Source organism: Pantoea sp. X-Soil-OKNW-556, assembly GCF_059730695.1.
Genome location: NZ_AP035990.1, coordinates 4,213,245 through 4,229,960, shown reverse-complemented (window position 1 = coordinate 4,229,960; position 16,716 = coordinate 4,213,245). Strand labels below are relative to the sequence as shown.

Sequence of the window (16,716 nt, the reverse complement as noted above, 5' to 3'; positions counted from 1 at the left end):
CAACGCGCACGAAATTGCGCCGCTACGTAATGTGTTAGCCTGCTCATAGTTGCATCACGAATGATTTTCTTCGACCTGGCGCACACTCCCGGCTTTTGCTGTCGGAAGATTTAGGGTTCTGTGCAGCACCGCACCCTCCTTTGTGGCATCCGCCAAAACGCGTGCGAAATTCCCCGTGCAATTCCCCCATCCGCACAATGACCGCGCCATGTCCGGCTCTCTATATTTTCTCAACAGGGAAATTTAAGCGGTATTCCTGAATACATCATCCGGGGCAGGAGGCTCCCCCTGATTAAGGAATTCACCCCATGTCACAACAAAAAAACGCTGGCCGTACCAGCCATGTCCGTATCTGGGTCCTGATGTTGATCCTGTTTCTTTCCGTCGTGGCCTACGCCGACCGCTCGATCCTGTCGATCTCTGGTTCAGCGATCAAAGAGGAGTTTGGGCTATCGGCGATCCAACTGGGGCTGATCCTCTCCGCCTTTAGCTGGGCCTACGTGATCGGCCAGATTCCCGGAGGATTGTTCCTCGATCGCTTCGGCACCAAAAAGGTTTATGGCGTGACGCTGGCGCTCTGGTCGCTTGCCACCCTTGCGATGGGTTTTGTTGGTGAGTTTTCCAGCGGCATGACGGCGGCGCTGGCGCTGATGTTTGCGTTGCGCTTTGTCCTCGGTCTGATCGAGGCACCCAGCTTTCCGGCCAACGCTCGCGTGGTGATCATGTGGTTCCCCAGCGCGGAACGTGGGCGCGCCTCGTCGCTCTTCAGCTCGGCGCAATATTTTGCCGTGGCGATCTTCTCACCGCTCTCCGGCTGGCTGGTTTCGCGCTATGGCTGGGAGTGGCCGTTCTTTGTGCTGGGCGGCATCGGCGTGCTGGCGGTGTTTGTCTGGGCGGCGTACATGCGCAGCCCGAAACAGCACCCGCAGGTGTCGGAAAACGAACTGCGCCATATCGTGGACGGTGGCGCGCTGGTGGATATCGATGCGGCGCAAACGCTCAAAGCCCGCCCGGCACTGAGCAAAGCGATGTTCAAAAAACTGCTCAGCAACCGGATGCTGTGGTGCGCCTACATCGGTCAGTACTGCATCATCGCGCTGAGTTACTTTTTTATCACCTGGTTCCCGATCTACCTGGTGCAGGCGCGCGGTATGAACATTCTTGATGCCGGGTTTGCCACCATTGCTCCGGCGTTGTTTGGTTTTGCCGGTGGCATCAGCGGGGGCTTCATCTCGGATAAGCTGCTGGCGCGTGGCTGGAGCATCTCCTGGGCGCGTAAAACGCCCTATATCGTCGGCATGCTGATGGCGGCGACGCTGATTCTCGCGGCGGTGATCCCGAGCAACGTCGGCATCATCGCCATCATGTCCTTCGCCTTCTTTGGCAAAGGGGTCGCCGCCGGAGCGGGTACCTGGACGATAGTCAGCGATACCGCGCCGAAAGAAGCGGTGGGCCTGGCCGGTTCGATCTTCAATGGCATCGGCAATATCGCGGGTTTTCTCACGCCGCTGCTGTTCGGCATCATCGTTGGCGTGACCGGTAGCTATAGCATCGGCCTGGTGTTTGTCGGCGCGCACTGCGTGGTCGCTGCCTTGCTGTTCTGGCTGGTGATGGGACCGATCGAACGTGTCGGCGAGGAGCAGGAATCTGGCGTTACATCGTATGAAAAACAGGGGAAAGAAGATGGCATCAACGCAGTTTAAGGTATTGATGAAAGGTCCGTTACTGCCGGTACGCTTGCAGGACAACCTGGATGCGCAGTTTACCACTTACCGCCTGTGGCAGCAGGATGATCAGGCCGCCTGGTTGGCACAGCACGGCGCGGAAATTGACGCGCTGGTTACCAGCGGCAACGCGTTGATGGGCGCCAGCGCCGAGTTGATGGACCAACTGCCCAACCTGAAAGTGATTTGCAGCAACGGTGTGGGCTATGACGCCATCGACATCGCAGCAGCCGAGGCGCGCGGTATCGTGGTGACCAACACTCCTGGTGTGCTCAACGCCTGCGTCGCCGACACCGGCATGGCGCTACTGCTCGATGTAGCACGCCGGATCAGCGCGGCGGATCGTTACACGCGCGCAGGACAATGGCAGAGCCAGGGGCGTTATCCGCTCACCACCAAAGTAGGGGGCAAGGTGTGCGGCATTGTCGGCTTGGGGGGCATTGGCAAAGCGCTGGCGAAGCGCGCCCAGGCCTTTGATATGGATATTCATTACTACAACCCACGTTCACGCCCGGATGTCCCTTATACCCGCCATGATTCGTTGTTGTCGCTGGCACAGCGCGCCGACTTTTTGGTGCTGACGCTGCCGGGTGGCGCGGCGACCCATCATCTGGTGGATGCCGGGGTACTGCGTGCGCTCGGACCCAAAGGCTTTCTTATCAACATCGCACGCGGCAGCGTGGTGGATGAACAGGCGCTGATCGCCGCGCTGGAAGCCGGTGAAATCGCCGGGGCCGGGCTGGACGTGTTTGAACAGGAACCCGCCGTGCCCGCGGCGCTGCGCCAGCGTGATGATGTGGTCATCACTCCGCATCTCGCCAGCAGCACCGAGGAGACGATGGCGGCGATGGCAGATTTGGTATTTGAAAATCTGCTGGCCTTTGCACAAGGCGAAGCGGTGCTGACCAGGGTGGTTTGACCGAAGTAGCGGCGCGATTTATCGCGCAACATGCACGGATTTGCGCAATAAATTGCGCCGCTACGGTATGTGCCAAAACCTCCCGGTATCACTGACTTTATCGCGCTACTCCGCAGATCGCACAAAACCGCCTGAAGATATTTTGTTCAGCTGCCGATATCTCTCTACCATCCACTGATATTAAGGAGAGATATCGTGATAAAGCTGATAACCGTTGACGAACTGCGGCCGGGGATGTTTGTCCACAAACTGGAGGTGTGGTGGATCAAAGACAAACGCATTCGCAACCAGATGCTGATCACTGATAAACGCCAGATCGCCTGGATCCGTAATGAAGGGATCCTTGAAGTCTGGATCGATCTTGATAAATCGGTGCAGGCACCACAGAAGCCACCTGAACCGAAAAAAGAAATTCCGCAAACGCCGTTTTTTCACGAAATTGACCAGGCGCAGGCGATCTTTACCCAGGGTAAACCCCAGGTGCTGGCAATGTTCAACGAAGCGCGCCTTGGGCAGGGCCTCGACCTCAACTATACCCTGAACCTGGTGGACGAAATCGCCGGATCGCTGACGCGTGAACCCACCGCGTTACTCAGCATGGCGCGCTTGAAAAACCATGACGACTACACCTATCTGCACTCGATGGCGGTATGTGGTTTGATGATTTCGCTCGGTAAAAAACTCGGGCTGGATGAACAACAGCAGCGGCGCGTAGGCATGGGCGGATTGCTGCATGATGTCGGCAAGGCGGCGGTGCCGCTGGAGATTCTCAACAAACCTGGCAGGCTCACCCCGGAAGAGATGGCGATCATGCGCCAACATCCGATTGTCGGCGCGCAGATGCTGATGGAAGCCGACGCGGATGAGGATTTACTGGATATTACGCTCCATCATCATGAAAAAATGGATGGCAGCGGCTATCCGCACGGCCTGAAAGGGGAAGAGATCAGCCTTTTTTCACGTATGGCAGCGGTGTGCGACGTGTACGATGCCGTGACCTCCGATCGCCCCTACCGTAAAGGCTGGACCCCGGCTGAAGCGATGCACAACATGCTGAGCTGGCGTGGCCACTTCGATATCAAATTGCTGCAAACCTTTGTGCGTTCCATTGGTATCTATCCGGTGGGATCGCTGGTGCGGCTGGCCTCCGGGCGGGTAGCGCTGGTGGTACAAGCCGGTGAGCAATCGCTCTTGAAGCCGAAAGTGCATGTCTTCTGGTCGCTGCATGCGCAGCGGGAAATCAAACCAGAAGAGCTTGATCTCGGCGACAGCTTTTGTACCGACAGCATCACCGGTGCCGAAGACAGCAGCATGTGGCATAACATCGATCTCAATCGTATCTGGGCGCTGGAAAGCGCCTGATTTTCGACCATTTTTATACTTTTTTTACGCCCGCCAATCGCCTTTTTACCTCTTCTTTATATCGCCGCGCGCATGCTTGCAGCACAACCAAATCCTCTGGAGGTCGCTGTGAGTGTGGGCGTGATAACCGGCATCGTGCTGGTGTTTTTATTACTGGGCTATCTGTTTTATGCCCTGCTTAACGCGGAGGCATTCTGATGGCTGCCAATGCATTTCTGCTGATCGCGGTGTTTCTGCTGGTGCTGATGGTGCTGGCGCAGCCGCTTGGACGCGTTCTGGCGCTGATGATTGCCGATAAACCGCTGCTGCCGCGCACCGAGCGCGCGCTGTGGCGGCTGGCGGGTGCTGACGGCGAGGCGATGCGCTGGCCGCATTATCTGCTGGCGATTCTGCTGTTTAACGCGCTGGGCTTTGTCTTGTTGCTGGTGATGCTGATGATGCAGGGCGCATTGCCGCTCAATCCGCAGCACTTGCCGGGGCTGAGCTGGGATTTAGCGCTGAACACCGCCATCAGCTTTGTCACCAACACCAACTGGCAGGCTTACAGCGGTGAAAGCACCATGAGCTACTTCAGCCAGATGGCGGGATTAACGGTGCAAAACTTCCTGTCGGCAGCCACCGGTATCGCCGTAGCGTTTGCGTTGATTCGTGGTTTTGCCAATCGCTCGCTGGCGACCCTGGGTAACGCCTGGCGTGATCTGACCCGTATCACGGTTTATGTGCTGCTCCCCATCAGCCTGCTGATGGCGCTGTTCTTCGTCAGTCAGGGCAGCATTCAGACCTTTGAACCCTATCATGCGATCTCCACGCTGGAAGGGGCGCAGCAAACCTTGTCGCTCGGTCCGGTAGCGTCGCAGGAAGCGATCAAAATGCTCGGCACCAACGGCGGGGGGTTCTTCAACGCTAACTCGGCGCACCCGTTTGAAAACCCCAATGCGCTGACCAACTTCGTGCAGATGCTGAGTATCTTCCTGATCCCGGCGGCGCTGTGTTTCGCGTTTGGTCAGCAGGTGGGCGATCGTCGTCAGGGGCATATGTTGCTGTGGGCGATGACGTTGATGTTTGTGCTGGCGGTGGTCACGGTGATGTGGGCTGAGCTGCGCGGTAATCCGCACTTCCTGACGCTGGGAGCTGACAGTGCCATCAACATGGAAGGCAAGGAGACGCGCTTTGGCATCCTCAATTCCAGCCTGTTTGCGGTGATCACTACGGCGGCCTCCTGTGGTGCGGTGAATGCGATGCACGACTCCTTCACCGCGTTGGGCGGCATGGTGCCGATGTGGTTGATTCAACTGGGTGAAGTGGTGTTCGGCGGCGTGGGGGCCGGGTTGTACGGCATGTTGTTGTTCGTGCTGCTGGCGGTGTTTATCGCGGGCCTGATGATTGGCCGTACCCCGGAATTCCTCGGTAAAAAAATCGACGTCTGGGAGATGAAGATGACCGCGCTGGCGATTCTGGTGACGCCGACGTTGGTGTTGATCGGCACGGCGCTGGCGATGATGACCGAAGCGGGCCGGGCCGGTATGGCTAACCCCGGCACCCACGGTTTCAGCGAGGTGCTGTACGCCGTCTCTTCGGCTGCCAACAACAACGGCAGCGCCTTTGCCGGTTTGAGCGCCAACACGCCATTCTGGAACCTGCTGCTGGCGGTCTGCATGTTTGTTGGTCGTTTCGGCATCATCATTCCGGTGATGGCGATTGCCGGTTCGCTGGCGGTGAAAAAAGTGCAACCGGTGGGTAACGGGACACTGCCGACGCACGGCCCGCTGTTTGTCGCCCTGCTGATTGGCACCGTGCTGCTGGTGGGTGCGCTGACTTTCATCCCCGCACTGGCGCTTGGTCCGGTGGCGGAACATCTGCAATTAATTCAGGGATAACGGAATCATGAGTCGTCAACAACTGGCCCTGTTTGATGCGCGACTGACGCGCGTCGCTATGCTGGATGCGGTGAAAAAACTCGATCCACGCGTGCAGTTTCGCAACCCGGTGATGTTTCTGGTGTGGCTCGGTAGCGTGCTGACCAGCGTACTGGCGATCGGCATGGCCGCAGGGCAATTAAACGGTAGCGCCGGTTTTACCGCCGGGGTGGCGGTCTGGCTGTGGTTTACCGTGCTGTTCGCCAACTTCGCGGAAGCGCTGGCGGAAGGGCGAAGCAAAGCCCAGGCCAACAGCCTGAAAGGGGTGAAAAAAAGCGTCGATGCGAAAAAACTGGCGGAGCCGCACTACGGAGCCGCCTGGAAAGCCGCTTCGGCGGATAGCCTGCGCAAAGGCGATGTGGTGCTGGTGGAAGCGGGTGACATCATTCCGTGCGATGGCGAAGTGCTGGAAGGGGGGGCATCGGTGGACGAAAGCGCCATTACCGGCGAATCGGCCCCGGTGATCCGTGAATCCGGCGGTGATTTTGCCTCGGTGACCGGCGGCACGCGCATACTTTCCGACTGGCTGGTGATCCAGTGCAGCGTTAATCCGGGGGAAACCTTCCTCGACCGCATGATCGCTATGGTGGAAGGTGCCAAACGCCGTAAAACCCCGAATGAAATTGCGCTGACCATTCTCCTGGTGTCGCTCACCATCGTGTTCCTGCTGGCGACCGTAACCTTGTGGCCATTCTCTGCCTGGGGCGGTACGCCGGTCAGCATCACCGTGCTGGTCGCGCTGCTGGTGTGCCTGATCCCCACCACCATCGGTGGCTTATTGTCGGCAATCGGCGTGGCGGGAATGAGCCGTATGCTCGGCGCGAATGTTATCGCCACCAGTGGCCGTGCGGTGGAAGCGGCGGGTGACGTTGATGTGTTGATGCTGGACAAAACCGGCACCATCACCCTCGGCAACCGTCAGGCGACGCAGTTCCTGCCAGCGCCCGGCGTCAGCGAACAGCAACTGGCCGATGCAGCGCAACTGGCCTCGCTGGCCGATGAGACGCCGGAAGGGCGCAGCATTGTGGTACTGGCAAAGCAGAAGTTTAACCTGCGTGAGCGTGACCTCAGCAGCATGGGGGCCAGCTTTATCCCGTTCTCAGCGCAAACGCGTATGAGCGGCGTGAACGTGCAGGATCGCCTGATTCGTAAAGGGGCGGTGGATGCGGTGCGCCGCCATATCGAAGCCAGCAATGGCCGCTTCCCGGCGGAGGTGAATGCCGCGGTGGAAGAGGTGGCGCGTGCCGGTGGGACACCGCTGGTGGTGGCGGAAGGCGCTCAGGTGCTGGGCGTGGTGGCGCTGAAAGATATCGTAAAAGGTGGCATCAAAGAGCGTTTTGCCGAACTGCGCAAAATGGGCATCAAGACCGTGATGATCACCGGTGATAACCCGTTAACCGCTGCCGCGATTGCGGCTGAAGCGGGCGTGGACGATTTTCTCTCGGAAGCGACCCCGGAAGCCAAGCTGGCGCTGATTCGCCAGTATCAGGCGGAAGGGCGGCTGGTGGCGATGACTGGCGATGGCACCAACGATGCCCCGGCACTGGCGCAGGCTGACGTCGCGGTGGCGATGAACTCCGGCACCCAGGCGGCGAAAGAGGCGGGGAATATGGTCGATCTCGACTCCAACCCGACCAAGCTGCTGGAGGTGGTGCACATCGGGAAACAGATGCTGATGACACGCGGCTCACTGACCACCTTCAGTATCGCCAACGACGTGGCGAAATATTTCGCCATCATCCCGGCAGCGTTTGCCACCACCTATCCGCAGCTCAACATGCTGAATGTGATGCAGCTGCACTCCCCCAACTCCGCCATTTTGTCTGCGGTAATTTTTAACGCGCTGGTGATTGTATTCCTGATCCCGCTGGCCCTGAAAGGGGTGAGCTACCGCCCGCTGAGTGCCGCTGCGTTGCTGCGCCGCAACCTGTGGATTTACGGGGTGGGTGGGCTGGTGGTGCCGTTTATCGGCATCAAAGCGATTGATGTGTTGCTGACCCTGTTGGGCTTGGCGTAAGGAGAAGAGAAATGAGTCAGTTACGTCCGGCTATTGTATTGTTAGTGCTGCTGGCGGTCATCACGGGTGGCGTATATCCGCTACTCACCACCGGCCTGGCGCAATGGTGGTTCCCGACGCAGGCCAATGGTTCGCTGCTGGAGCAGAATGGTGAGGTGCGAGGTTCTGCCATGATTGGTCAGGCATTCAGCCAGCCCGGTCATTTCTGGGGCCGCCCGTCGGCCACTGGCGACAGCGCCTATAATCCGCTGGCTTCCAGTGGCAGCAATCTGGCAGGCAACAACCCGGCGCTGGATAAAGCGGTGGCGGAGCGCGTCGCGGCGCTGCGTGCCGCCAATCCACAGGCCCCGACGGCGGTTCCGGTTGATCTGGTGACCGCTTCGGCCAGCGGCCTCGACCCGGATATCTCCCCGAAAGCTGCGCTGTGGCAGGCACCGCGCATTGCAGCAGCGCGCCAGATGCCGTTGCAGGAGGTTGAAGCCTTGATTGCACGCCATACTGAACGTCCGTTGCTGCCGTTTACTGGCGAAGAGACGGTGAACGTGCTGCGGTTAAATATGGCACTGGATGCATTAAACAACTAACACCGTAGCGCGCGATTTATCGCGCGGTTTTGTGCACGCGGTGGGAAAAATCTGCGCGATAAATCGCGCCGCTACGGATCGGAGAGATAACGGACTGAACATGAACGACGAACTGCCGCGCCCGGACCCCGATGCGCTGCTGCTGAACCACAGCGATAGCCATCGCGGCAAACTCAAAATCTACTTTGGTGCCTGTGCCGGGGTGGGGAAAACCTACGCCATGCTCCAGGAGGCGCAACGTCTGCGTGCCCAGGGACTGGATGTGCTGGCGGGCGTGGTCGAAACCCACGGCCGTGATGAAACCGCCGCCCTGTTGCAGGGGCTGGCGGTTTTGCCACGTCGCGCCACCGGCCGTTCACGGCACGCGGAGTTCGATCTGGATGCCGCGCTGGCACGCCATCCAGCGGTGATCCTGATGGATGAACTGGCGCACACCAACGTGCAGGGTTCACGCCATCCGAAGCGCTGGCAGGACATTGAAGAGTTGCTCGATGCCGGTATCGATGTGATCACCACTGTCAACGTGCAGCATCTGGAAAGCCTGAACGATGTGGTCGGTGGCGTTACCGGTATTCAGGTGCGCGAAACCGTGCCCGATCCCTTCTTCGATGCCGCGGACGAAGTGGTGCTGGTGGATCTGCCTCCCGATGATCTGCGTCAGCGGCTGAAGGAGGGCAAAGTCTACGTTGGCGACCGCGCCGAACGTGCTATCGAAAACTTCTTCCGTAAAGGCAATCTGTTTGCCCTGCGTGAACTGGCGCTGCGCCGTACCGCTGACCGGGTCGATGACCAGATGCGTGCCTGGCGCGATCAACAGGGACGCGACAAGGTGTGGCACACGCGTGATGCCATTCTGTTGTGCATAGGCGATGACACCGGCAGTGAAAAGCTGGTGCGTACCGCTGCACGGCTGGCGGCACGGCTTGGCAGCGAGTGGCACGCGGTGTACGTGGAAACGCCACGCCTGAATCGCCTGCCGGAAGCGCGTCGCCGCGCCATTCTGCGCACGCTGCAACTGGCGCAGGAGCTGGGGGCGGAAACCGCCACTTTGTCCGATCCCGACGAGGCACGCGCGGTACTGCGCTACGCCCGTGAACACAACCTCGGCAAGATCGTCACCGGCCGCCAGCCACAGCGGCGCTGGCGGCGTGACAGTTTTGCCCAGCGGCTCGGTGAACTGGGGCCAGACCTCGATTTGCTGGTGGTGGCGCTGGATGAACCGGTACGTGATGCCCCTTCGCAGCTAAATGGTCAGCGCGCCAGCGCGGAAAAATGGCGTATGCAGCTCCGCGGCTGCCTGATGGCGCTGGTGTTGTGCATCCTGGTTACCGCCGCAGGTCGCTGGTTGCTGGTTGAGTTTGCCCCGGCCAATGGCGTGATGATCTATCTGCTGGCGGTGGTGATTGTCGCGCTGCGCTTTGGTCGCTGGCCGTCGGTCTTCGCCACGGTGATCAACATCCTCGCCTTTGACCTGTTCTTTGTGGCACCGACCGGCACCGTGGCGGTGTCGGATCTGCAATATCTGGTGACTTTCGGGGTGATGCTGGCGGTGGGGGTGATTGTCGGTAATCTGACGGCAGGTGTGCGTTACCAGGCGAGGGTGGCGCGTTATCGCGAGCAGCGGGCACGCCATCTGTATGAGATGGCGAAGTCGCTTGGCAGCGCGTTGACGCCACAGGATATCGCCAGCACCAGCCAGCGGGTGATTGAGGTGACGCTTCAGGCACGCAGTCTGCTGCTGCTGCCGGATGAGCAGGGCGAGTTGCAGGCGGTGGGGGAAAGCAGCATGGGCACGCCACCGGACCTGGGCATTGCTAAGTGGAGCTACAGCAAAGGGCAACCCGCCGGGGCCGGCACCGATACCTTACCGGCGGTGCCGTACCAGATTCTGCCGCTAAAAAGCGGTAACCACTGCCGTGGCCTGCTGGTGGTGGAGCCAGAGAATTTACGTCAGCTGATGATCCCGGAACAGCAGAGGCTGGTGGAAACCTTCACCGTATTGATCGCCAACGCACTGGAACGGATGGCGCTGTCGCAAAGCGAAGCCGCTTCGCGCCTGGCGGCGGAGCGCGAGCAACTGCGTAACGCGTTGCTGTCGGCGCTGTCGCATGACCTGCGCACGCCGCTGACGGTGTTATTCGGTCAGGCGGAAATGCTGATGCTCGACCTTGCCAGCGAACAGCCGAAATATGTCGCACAGGCAAATCAGATCCGCGAGCAGACGCTAAGTACCATCCGGCTGGTCAGCAACATGCTGGATATGGCGCGCATCCAGTCTGGCGGGTTGAATCTGCGTGAAGAGTGGGTGGCGCTGGATGAGGTGATCGGTGGGGCGCTGAGCAGCATGGGCCCCTCGCTGAAAGGCCATGACTTCACCCTCGATCTGCCTGCTGAGCTGGTGTTGATCAAAGGCGACAGCAGCATGCTGGAGCGGGTGTTTACCAATATCATCGAAAACAGCCTGAAATATGCCGGGAACGCGGCACAGCATGGCATTCGCGCCTGGCGTGAAAATACCCGGCTGGAAATCGCCATTTGGGATAGCGGCCCGGGGATTGCGCCGGATGCCCTGACACGCATCTTTGATAAGTTTGCCCGTGGCGATAAAGAATCGGCCGTGCCGGGCGTGGGTCTCGGACTGGCGATTTGCAAAACCATTGTCGAATCTCACGGTGGACGCATCTGGGCGGAGAACCGTCCCGAAGGCGGCGCTTCGTTCCGGCTCTCGCTGCCGCTGCCGCCGCCTCCTGAAATTTCTGAAGACGGGCTGAAATAACTTCACATTTGTTCGGTTATAATCGCCGGCTTGTCGGTTGATTAATGGGAAATTATGGAACGTTTTACCGAGAACCTGATGTATGCATCGCGCTGGTTGCTGGCACCGGTTTACATCGGACTTTCACTGGGATTGCTGGCGCTAACGATTAAGTTTTTCCAGGAGATTTTTCACCTGTTGCCTGACATCCTCAGCATCGGTGAAAACGACCTGATTCTGCTGCTGCTGTCGCTGGTGGATATGACGCTGGTTGGTGGCCTGCTGGTGATGGTGATGCTGTCCGGTTATGAGAACTTTGTTTCTAAGCTGGATATCGCTGAACACAAAGAGAAGCTGAGCTGGCTCGGCAAGATGGATTCCGGTTCGCTGAAGAATAAAGTGGCGGCGTCGATTGTGGCGATTTCCTCAATTCACCTGCTGCGGGTGTTTATGGAAGCGCGCAACGTCGCCAATGATAAACTGATGTGGTTTGTGATTATCCACCTGACGTTTGTGCTGTCGGCGTTTGTCATGGGTTATCTGGACAATATGTCCAAAGCAGACAAAAAATAATGACGTAGCGGCGCGATTTATCGCGCGTTTTTTCCCGCACCGCGCACGAAATTGCGCGATAAATCGCGCCGCTACCTGCCTGCGGGTTGTGTCCCCGCTAACTGCGGCATCACCTCGCGAATCATGGCAAAAAACTTCTGCAACCTCGCCGGGTAGTAACTGGCCCACGGATAGGTTAGCCATACCGGTAACGGCGGTGCCTGCCACTCTGGCACCAGTTGAATCAAATCGCCGCGCGCCAAATCCTCCTGCACCACCCATGACGACACCACGGCCGCGCCCATGCCCGCCAGTGCGGCTTTGCGAACCGCGTACAGGCTGTCGCTGGCCAGGCGTGGGCTGATTGCCAGATTCACCGGATGCCCGTCGCTCAGGCGTTGGAGCGCTATCTCGCCGTGATAAAAACTGGTGAGTGCCAGCCACGGCAGATGCGGTAACTGTTCAACCTTTTCCACCGGCGGATGCGCGGCCAGTAACGACGGGGCCGCCACGACAAAACGCGGCACCTCCGCCAGCAGAATGGCCACCACTGAAGGGTCGGTCGGCGCACCGACCTGAATGGCACAGTCGACGTTTTCGGCGACAAAATCGGGCGTGCGGTCGTTCAGCATCCACTCCACATTCAGACGCGGATAGCGTTGCAGATAATCCACCAGCGGCGCGACCAACTGATCCTGGCCAAACGCATGTGGCGCTCGCACCCGTAGTGTGCCCACCGGATCATCGCTGGCACCGGTCAACTCATCTTCCAGCGCGTACCAGGTGGCGAGCAGTTGGCGTGCCTGCTGGTAGCAACGCTCGCCGTCATCGGTGAGTTTCAGCGCATGGGTGGTGCGCAGAATCAGCTTTAGCCCCAGCCGCTGCTCCAGCGCCTGCAAACGGCGGCTGATGGTCGGTTGGGTGGTGCCGAGTTGCGCGGCAGCAGCCGACAAGGAGCCGCTCTCCACGATGCGAATAAAGGTTTGCATCAGCTCGATGCGATCAACGCTGGAAAGATTGCTCATACGTACCACGTATAACGGTTTTGCTTTTCATCAGTCTACCGCGTATGGCTGTGACGCGCTTTAATAAACGCACTTTCACGGGGGAACCGAATATGTCTGCCATGACGCAATCATCTGAACAGATCACTGAGTCACTGCCCACACCGCTGGTCTTTACGCTGGCGGCGGGTGCCGGTCTGAGTGTCGCATCGATTTACTACAGCCAGCCGATGCTGGATATCATCAGCAAACAATTTAACGCCAGCATTGGCAGTGTCGGCATGGTGCCGATGCTGACGCAGGCAGGCTATGCGCTGGGCATCCTGCTGCTGGCCCCGCTTGGCGACCGCCACGATCGTCGTACCATCATCCTGATAAAAGGTTTGCTGCTGATGGCGGCGCTGCTGCTGTGTGGTTTCTCCGGCGGCCTGAACGCGCTGCTGATCGCCAGCTTTGTTACCGGCTTAACCGCCACCGTGGCGCAGGATATCGTTCCGGCGTCGGCAGCGCTGGCCCCGGAACGTAGCCGGGGGAAAACCGTGGGTACGGTGATGACCGGGCTGTTGGTCGGCATCCTGCTCTCCAGGGTGGTGAGCGGCGTGGTGGCGGAGTACTTCGGCTGGCGCACCATGTACCTGGTGGCCGCCGCAGCGGTACTGATGATCAGCCTCGCCCTGTGGCGCGTACTGCCACGCTTTACACCGGGCACCTCGGTGAGTTATCCGCGTCTGCTGCTGTCGCTGGCGCATCTGTGGCAGCATCACCAGACGCTGCGCCGTGCCGCACTGGCGCAAGGCTTGCTGTCCGTAGGTTTTAGCGCCTTCTGGTCAACGTTGGCGCTGATGCTGAGCGATCGCTTCCATCTGGATAGCGCAGTGGCAGGTGCCTTTGGCCTGGCGGGTGCCGCCGGTGCGCTGGCCGCACCGCTGGCGGGGAGCTTTGCCGACCGCATTGGTCCGGCCCGTGTGACCCAATATGGTGCCACGCTGGTCATGGTGTCTTTTGCGCTGATGTTCCTGTTGCCGGTGTTGCCGGTATCCGCCCAGCTTGGGTTAATCATCATCAGTACCGTCGGTTTTGACCTCGGCGTACAGGCGACGCTGGTGGCGCATCAGACGCTGGTCTACAGCCTCGCACCGGAAGCGCGTAGCCGTCTTAACGCCCTGATGTTCACCGTGGTGTTTATCGGTATGGCAACCGGTGCCGCGTTGGGTAGTCTGGCGTTGGCGCACTGGGGCTGGACCGGTGTGGTAGCGCTCTCGACCCTGGCGGCGGCGATAAGCCTGATGATTCGTCTGGCGAGCCGTCACCTGAAAAACTGATGTGGCAGGCTGCCTGATGAATTTAGTTGCATGGATGGCAACAGGTGCGCAACATGGGGCATCGCAATTTCTGGCAACTACAGGAGCCTGTTATGAAAGTTTGGTTGCTCGCCCTCATTGGGCTGTCACTGTCGACCAGTGCGCTGGCGGAAGATCCCAACGCAGACGCGGAACAAAACGTCTATGCCAGCCAGTTGTGCCATCTGGTAAGCAGCGAAAAAAGCACCGGAACGATGGACAGTTATGTGACAAAAATGAAGGCGCAAATCGCCAGCGGTCAGTCGGAATTCGATGAAGAGATGGCGCAGGAAGTGATCAGCGGTTGGTTACAGTTGGGCGAGGATGAACGCAGCCAGTTGCGTCATAACCAGCAGCAATGCGAACAGACGGTGATGACGCAATTTCAGCAGGAAGATTAAATCTTTTTCTCGACCGGGGTAGCCCTAAAATTCGCGCCATTTTTGGCGCGTTTTTTATAGCTTTTTTGTACAGATTGCGTACATAATCGCCAGCGTTTGGCATTGGACTTGCATCACCATAACGAGACACAGCCTCAAGGCTGTCCCTTTCCTGACAGTGGCTTCACAGCATGATGATAACGCGTCGCCGCCTTTTGCTGGCAACCGGGGCAACAGTACTTTCGATGACCACAGGCAAACTGTTTGCCCGTGATGACATTATCCCTCTCTGGCCGGAAGATCCGCCCGGCGGCGGAGGCCCATCGGGTTTGCTGCGTGTCAGTGCCAACGGTTCCTGGTCCAACATTGTTTCCCCGGCTATCCAGCGTTTTCGCCCGGAAAATCCCAATGGCGAAGCGGTGCTGATTGCGGCGGGCGGCGGTTATAAATGGATCGGTATGGGGCGCGAGGCCTGGCCCGTAGCGCGCTGGCTCAATGCCAACGGCTACACCGCCTATGTGCTGAGTTACCGCTTACCGGGCGAGAAGTGGCAGGCGGGCCATCTGGCCCCGTTGCAGGATGCGCAGCGCGCGATTCGTCTGGTCCGTTCCTTTGAACGCAAAGTCCATGTGCTGGGATTCTCGGCGGGCGGTCATCTGCTGGGAATGGCGGCGGCTCGCCCTGATTTCGACAGCTATCCGGCGCAGGACCCGCTTGATGAGGTGGTGCCGAAAGTGGACAGCGTCGGCCTGATCTATCCGGTGATCACCCTTGAAGCACCGTATCAGCACACCAACACCCATTTGATGATGGTGGGGAAAAACGCCACCCCGGCGGAAGAGGCCAACTGGTCGGTACAGAACTTTGTTACCCACAACTATCCGCCCACCTTTCTGGCGCAGGCGGAAGATGACCACACCTCTAATCCGTATAACACCGAATTAATGCGTGATACCTGCCGCCGTATGCGCGTGCCAGTGGAGCTGATCGAGCTGAGCAGTGGCGGGCACGGTTTTGGCCTGGGTAAAGCGGGAACGCCAGCGGCACTGTGGGATCAGGCTTATACGCGCTGGCTGGACCATCTGGGCTAAGCTGTGGCTTACGTAAGATTAAAATATTTATCCGGCTGCAACGGTTCCGGCAACGGATCACCGTTCATCGCCTTCAGGTTACGCTCAATCGCCACACAAATGGCGTCCAACGGTAGGTCATTCGGCGCGGTACCAAACGGGTCTTCCAGTTCCTCCGCCAACGATTCCAGCGACAAAAAGGTGTAGGAGATAAACACCGACACCAGTGGCGTCATGGCGTGCAGATCTGACACCAGCGCAAAAGGCAGCAGGGTGCAGAACAGATACACGGTACGGTGCAGAATCAAACTGTAGGCAAAAGGAATCGGCGTGCTGGCGATACGATCGCATCCGCCCAGTATCGTGGAAAGATGATTCAGGTTCTCATCGATGCTTTGCCAGACAATATCCGACACATGACCTTCATGCCGTTGTTGCGCCAGCCACTCCCCCATACACATCAAAATCTGCGTGGTCGCCAGCGGCTGATGTAGCACCGCATTGTGCCAGCGCGGCGGCAGGGTGCGCTGCAAATCCGTCAGCGGGTCCGTGCGGCGAAGTTGATGTTTCAGGCTCAGATTGAAGGCAATTTGCAGATCGGCAAATTCACGCGCCTGATCCAGGCTGAGCGTGCGAATACTTTTTACCTGGCGCAACAGGGAGCGCTGGGTAATCAGCAATGTCCCCCACAGGGTGCGGGCTTCGGTAAAGCGTGCGTAGCTGGCGTTGTTACGAAAGCCAAGGAAGATGGCGATCGACACACCAATCAGGCTAAACGGCGCGGTGGTCAGATGGATACCGAGCGTTTCATACCAGGGAAAACCGAGGATGGCGACAAGCGACATCAGCAGGTTGAGTGACAGACGGAACAGGATGCTGGTGAGCACCGAACCATGCCAGTCAAACAGCCGCAGGAACCAATGCTGGTGGGGGCGAACAATCATTTTTGCGATGGTGAATTTTTGATTTTGTGATCACAGGTTACGCCTGTCTTCACCGACTGATCAACGTTGTTTCGCAGGCTTTTGGCGAGGGGGAGGTTGTTTTTTTCAATTAAATCAATCTTCTAAAATCGTTTTGAACAACTTATAAA

The 16,716-nt window shown here is 58.7% G+C and carries 14 protein-coding genes; 12 read left to right on the top strand and 2 right to left on the bottom strand.

The window, feature by feature from the left end; all coding sequences use genetic code 11:
* Window positions 1–308 precede the first annotated feature (308 nt).
* The 9 genes from AC6I8T_RS19730 to AC6I8T_RS19690 all read left to right on the top strand — a co-directional run bounded on the left by AC6I8T_RS19730 (window position 309) and on the right by AC6I8T_RS19690 (window position 11,850).
* Window positions 309–1,703 carry an MFS transporter gene (locus tag AC6I8T_RS19730; RefSeq protein ID WP_208724362.1) on the top strand — a complete coding sequence of 465 codons (1,395 nt, stop codon included), beginning with the start codon at window positions 309–311 and terminating at the stop codon, window positions 1,701–1,703.
* On the top strand, window positions 1,684–2,643 hold the full coding sequence (locus AC6I8T_RS19725; protein ID WP_021184935.1) for a 2-hydroxyacid dehydrogenase: 960 nt from the start codon (window positions 1,684–1,686) through the stop codon (window positions 2,641–2,643). The genes AC6I8T_RS19730 and AC6I8T_RS19725 overlap by 20 nt, the downstream gene beginning before the upstream one ends.
* A gap of 195 nt (window positions 2,644–2,838) precedes the next feature.
* A complete protein-coding gene (locus AC6I8T_RS19720) occupies window positions 2,839–4,005 on the top strand; it encodes an HD-GYP domain-containing protein (RefSeq protein ID WP_497829706.1) in 1,167 nt (388 codons plus the stop codon).
* 108 nt (window positions 4,006–4,113) lie between these two features.
* Window positions 4,114–4,203, top strand: coding sequence for a K(+)-transporting ATPase subunit F (gene kdpF, locus AC6I8T_RS19715; RefSeq protein WP_071783594.1), 90 nt, complete (start codon window positions 4,114–4,116; stop codon window positions 4,201–4,203).
* Window positions 4,203–5,882, top strand: coding sequence for a potassium-transporting ATPase subunit KdpA (kdpA, locus tag AC6I8T_RS19710; protein ID WP_208724359.1), 1,680 nt, complete (start codon window positions 4,203–4,205; stop codon window positions 5,880–5,882). The genes kdpF and kdpA overlap by 1 nt, the downstream gene beginning before the upstream one ends.
* 7 nt (window positions 5,883–5,889) lie before the next feature.
* Window positions 5,890–7,938, top strand: a complete 2,049-nt coding sequence (gene kdpB, locus AC6I8T_RS19705; protein WP_208724358.1) for a potassium-transporting ATPase subunit KdpB — start codon at window positions 5,890–5,892, stop codon at window positions 7,936–7,938.
* A gap of 11 nt (window positions 7,939–7,949) precedes the next feature.
* A complete protein-coding gene (kdpC, locus tag AC6I8T_RS19700; protein ID WP_021184930.1) occupies window positions 7,950–8,522 on the top strand; it encodes a potassium-transporting ATPase subunit KdpC in 573 nt (190 codons plus the stop codon).
* A gap of 100 nt (window positions 8,523–8,622) precedes the next feature.
* Window positions 8,623–11,298 carry a two-component system sensor histidine kinase KdpD gene (kdpD, locus tag AC6I8T_RS19695; protein ID WP_021184929.1) on the top strand — a complete coding sequence of 892 codons (2,676 nt, stop codon included), beginning with the start codon at window positions 8,623–8,625 and terminating at the stop codon, window positions 11,296–11,298.
* A gap of 54 nt (window positions 11,299–11,352) precedes the next feature.
* A complete protein-coding gene (locus tag AC6I8T_RS19690) occupies window positions 11,353–11,850 on the top strand; it encodes a TIGR00645 family protein (protein WP_208724357.1) in 498 nt (165 codons plus the stop codon).
* 71 nt (window positions 11,851–11,921) lie between these two features.
* On the opposite strand, the gene AC6I8T_RS19685 is transcribed toward AC6I8T_RS19690, so the two are convergent.
* The gene (locus AC6I8T_RS19685; protein ID WP_208724356.1) at window positions 11,922–12,854 is read right to left on the bottom strand and encodes a LysR family transcriptional regulator; all 933 of its coding nucleotides are present in this window, start codon (window positions 12,852–12,854) and stop codon (window positions 11,922–11,924) included.
* A gap of 92 nt (window positions 12,855–12,946) precedes the next feature.
* Between AC6I8T_RS19685 and AC6I8T_RS19680 the strand changes: the two genes are divergently transcribed.
* The 3 genes from AC6I8T_RS19680 to AC6I8T_RS19670 all read left to right on the top strand — a co-directional run bounded on the left by AC6I8T_RS19680 (window position 12,947) and on the right by AC6I8T_RS19670 (window position 15,644).
* Window positions 12,947–14,155 carry an MFS transporter gene (locus tag AC6I8T_RS19680; RefSeq protein WP_208724355.1) on the top strand — a complete coding sequence of 403 codons (1,209 nt, stop codon included), beginning with the start codon at window positions 12,947–12,949 and terminating at the stop codon, window positions 14,153–14,155.
* A 92-nt stretch (window positions 14,156–14,247) separates the two neighbouring features.
* The gene (locus AC6I8T_RS19675) at window positions 14,248–14,574 is read left to right on the top strand and encodes a hypothetical protein (RefSeq protein ID WP_021184926.1); all 327 of its coding nucleotides are present in this window, start codon (window positions 14,248–14,250) and stop codon (window positions 14,572–14,574) included.
* 173 nt (window positions 14,575–14,747) lie between these two features.
* Window positions 14,748–15,644: an alpha/beta hydrolase gene (locus AC6I8T_RS19670; protein ID WP_208725596.1), complete on the top strand. Its 897-nt coding sequence runs from the start codon at window positions 14,748–14,750 to the stop codon at window positions 15,642–15,644.
* 8 nt (window positions 15,645–15,652) lie between these two features.
* Here the strand turns inward: AC6I8T_RS19670 and AC6I8T_RS19665 are convergent, their stop codons facing one another.
* The gene (locus AC6I8T_RS19665; protein ID WP_208724354.1) at window positions 15,653–16,567 is read right to left on the bottom strand and encodes a bestrophin family protein; all 915 of its coding nucleotides are present in this window, start codon (window positions 16,565–16,567) and stop codon (window positions 15,653–15,655) included.
* Window positions 16,568–16,716 lie beyond the last annotated feature (149 nt).

What these genes read in the sequence shown, in the direction of transcription:
- kdpB (WP_208724358.1), top strand. Translation starts at nt 5,890, where the DNA reads ATGAGTCGTCAACAACTGGCCCTGTTTGATGCGCGACTGACGCGCGTC.
- kdpC (WP_021184930.1), top strand. Translation starts at nt 7,950, where the DNA reads ATGAGTCAGTTACGTCCGGCTATTGTATTGTTAGTGCTGCTGGCGGTC.
- AC6I8T_RS19670 (WP_208725596.1), top strand. Translation starts at nt 14,748, where the DNA reads ATGATAACGCGTCGCCGCCTTTTGCTGGCAACCGGGGCAACAGTACTT.
- AC6I8T_RS19690 (WP_208724357.1), top strand. Translation starts at nt 11,353, where the DNA reads ATGGAACGTTTTACCGAGAACCTGATGTATGCATCGCGCTGGTTGCTG.
- AC6I8T_RS19730 (WP_208724362.1), top strand. Translation starts at nt 309, where the DNA reads ATGTCACAACAAAAAAACGCTGGCCGTACCAGCCATGTCCGTATCTGG.
- kdpD (WP_021184929.1), top strand. Translation starts at nt 8,623, where the DNA reads ATGAACGACGAACTGCCGCGCCCGGACCCCGATGCGCTGCTGCTGAAC.
- AC6I8T_RS19680 (WP_208724355.1), top strand. Translation starts at nt 12,947, where the DNA reads ATGTCTGCCATGACGCAATCATCTGAACAGATCACTGAGTCACTGCCC.
- AC6I8T_RS19685 (WP_208724356.1), bottom strand. Translation starts at nt 12,854, where the DNA reads ATGAGCAATCTTTCCAGCGTTGATCGCATCGAGCTGATGCAAACCTTT.
- kdpA (WP_208724359.1), top strand. Translation starts at nt 4,203, where the DNA reads ATGGCTGCCAATGCATTTCTGCTGATCGCGGTGTTTCTGCTGGTGCTG.
- AC6I8T_RS19675 (WP_021184926.1), top strand. Translation starts at nt 14,248, where the DNA reads ATGAAAGTTTGGTTGCTCGCCCTCATTGGGCTGTCACTGTCGACCAGT.
- AC6I8T_RS19725 (WP_021184935.1), top strand. Translation starts at nt 1,684, where the DNA reads ATGGCATCAACGCAGTTTAAGGTATTGATGAAAGGTCCGTTACTGCCG.
- AC6I8T_RS19665 (WP_208724354.1), bottom strand. Translation starts at nt 16,567, where the DNA reads ATGATTGTTCGCCCCCACCAGCATTGGTTCCTGCGGCTGTTTGACTGG.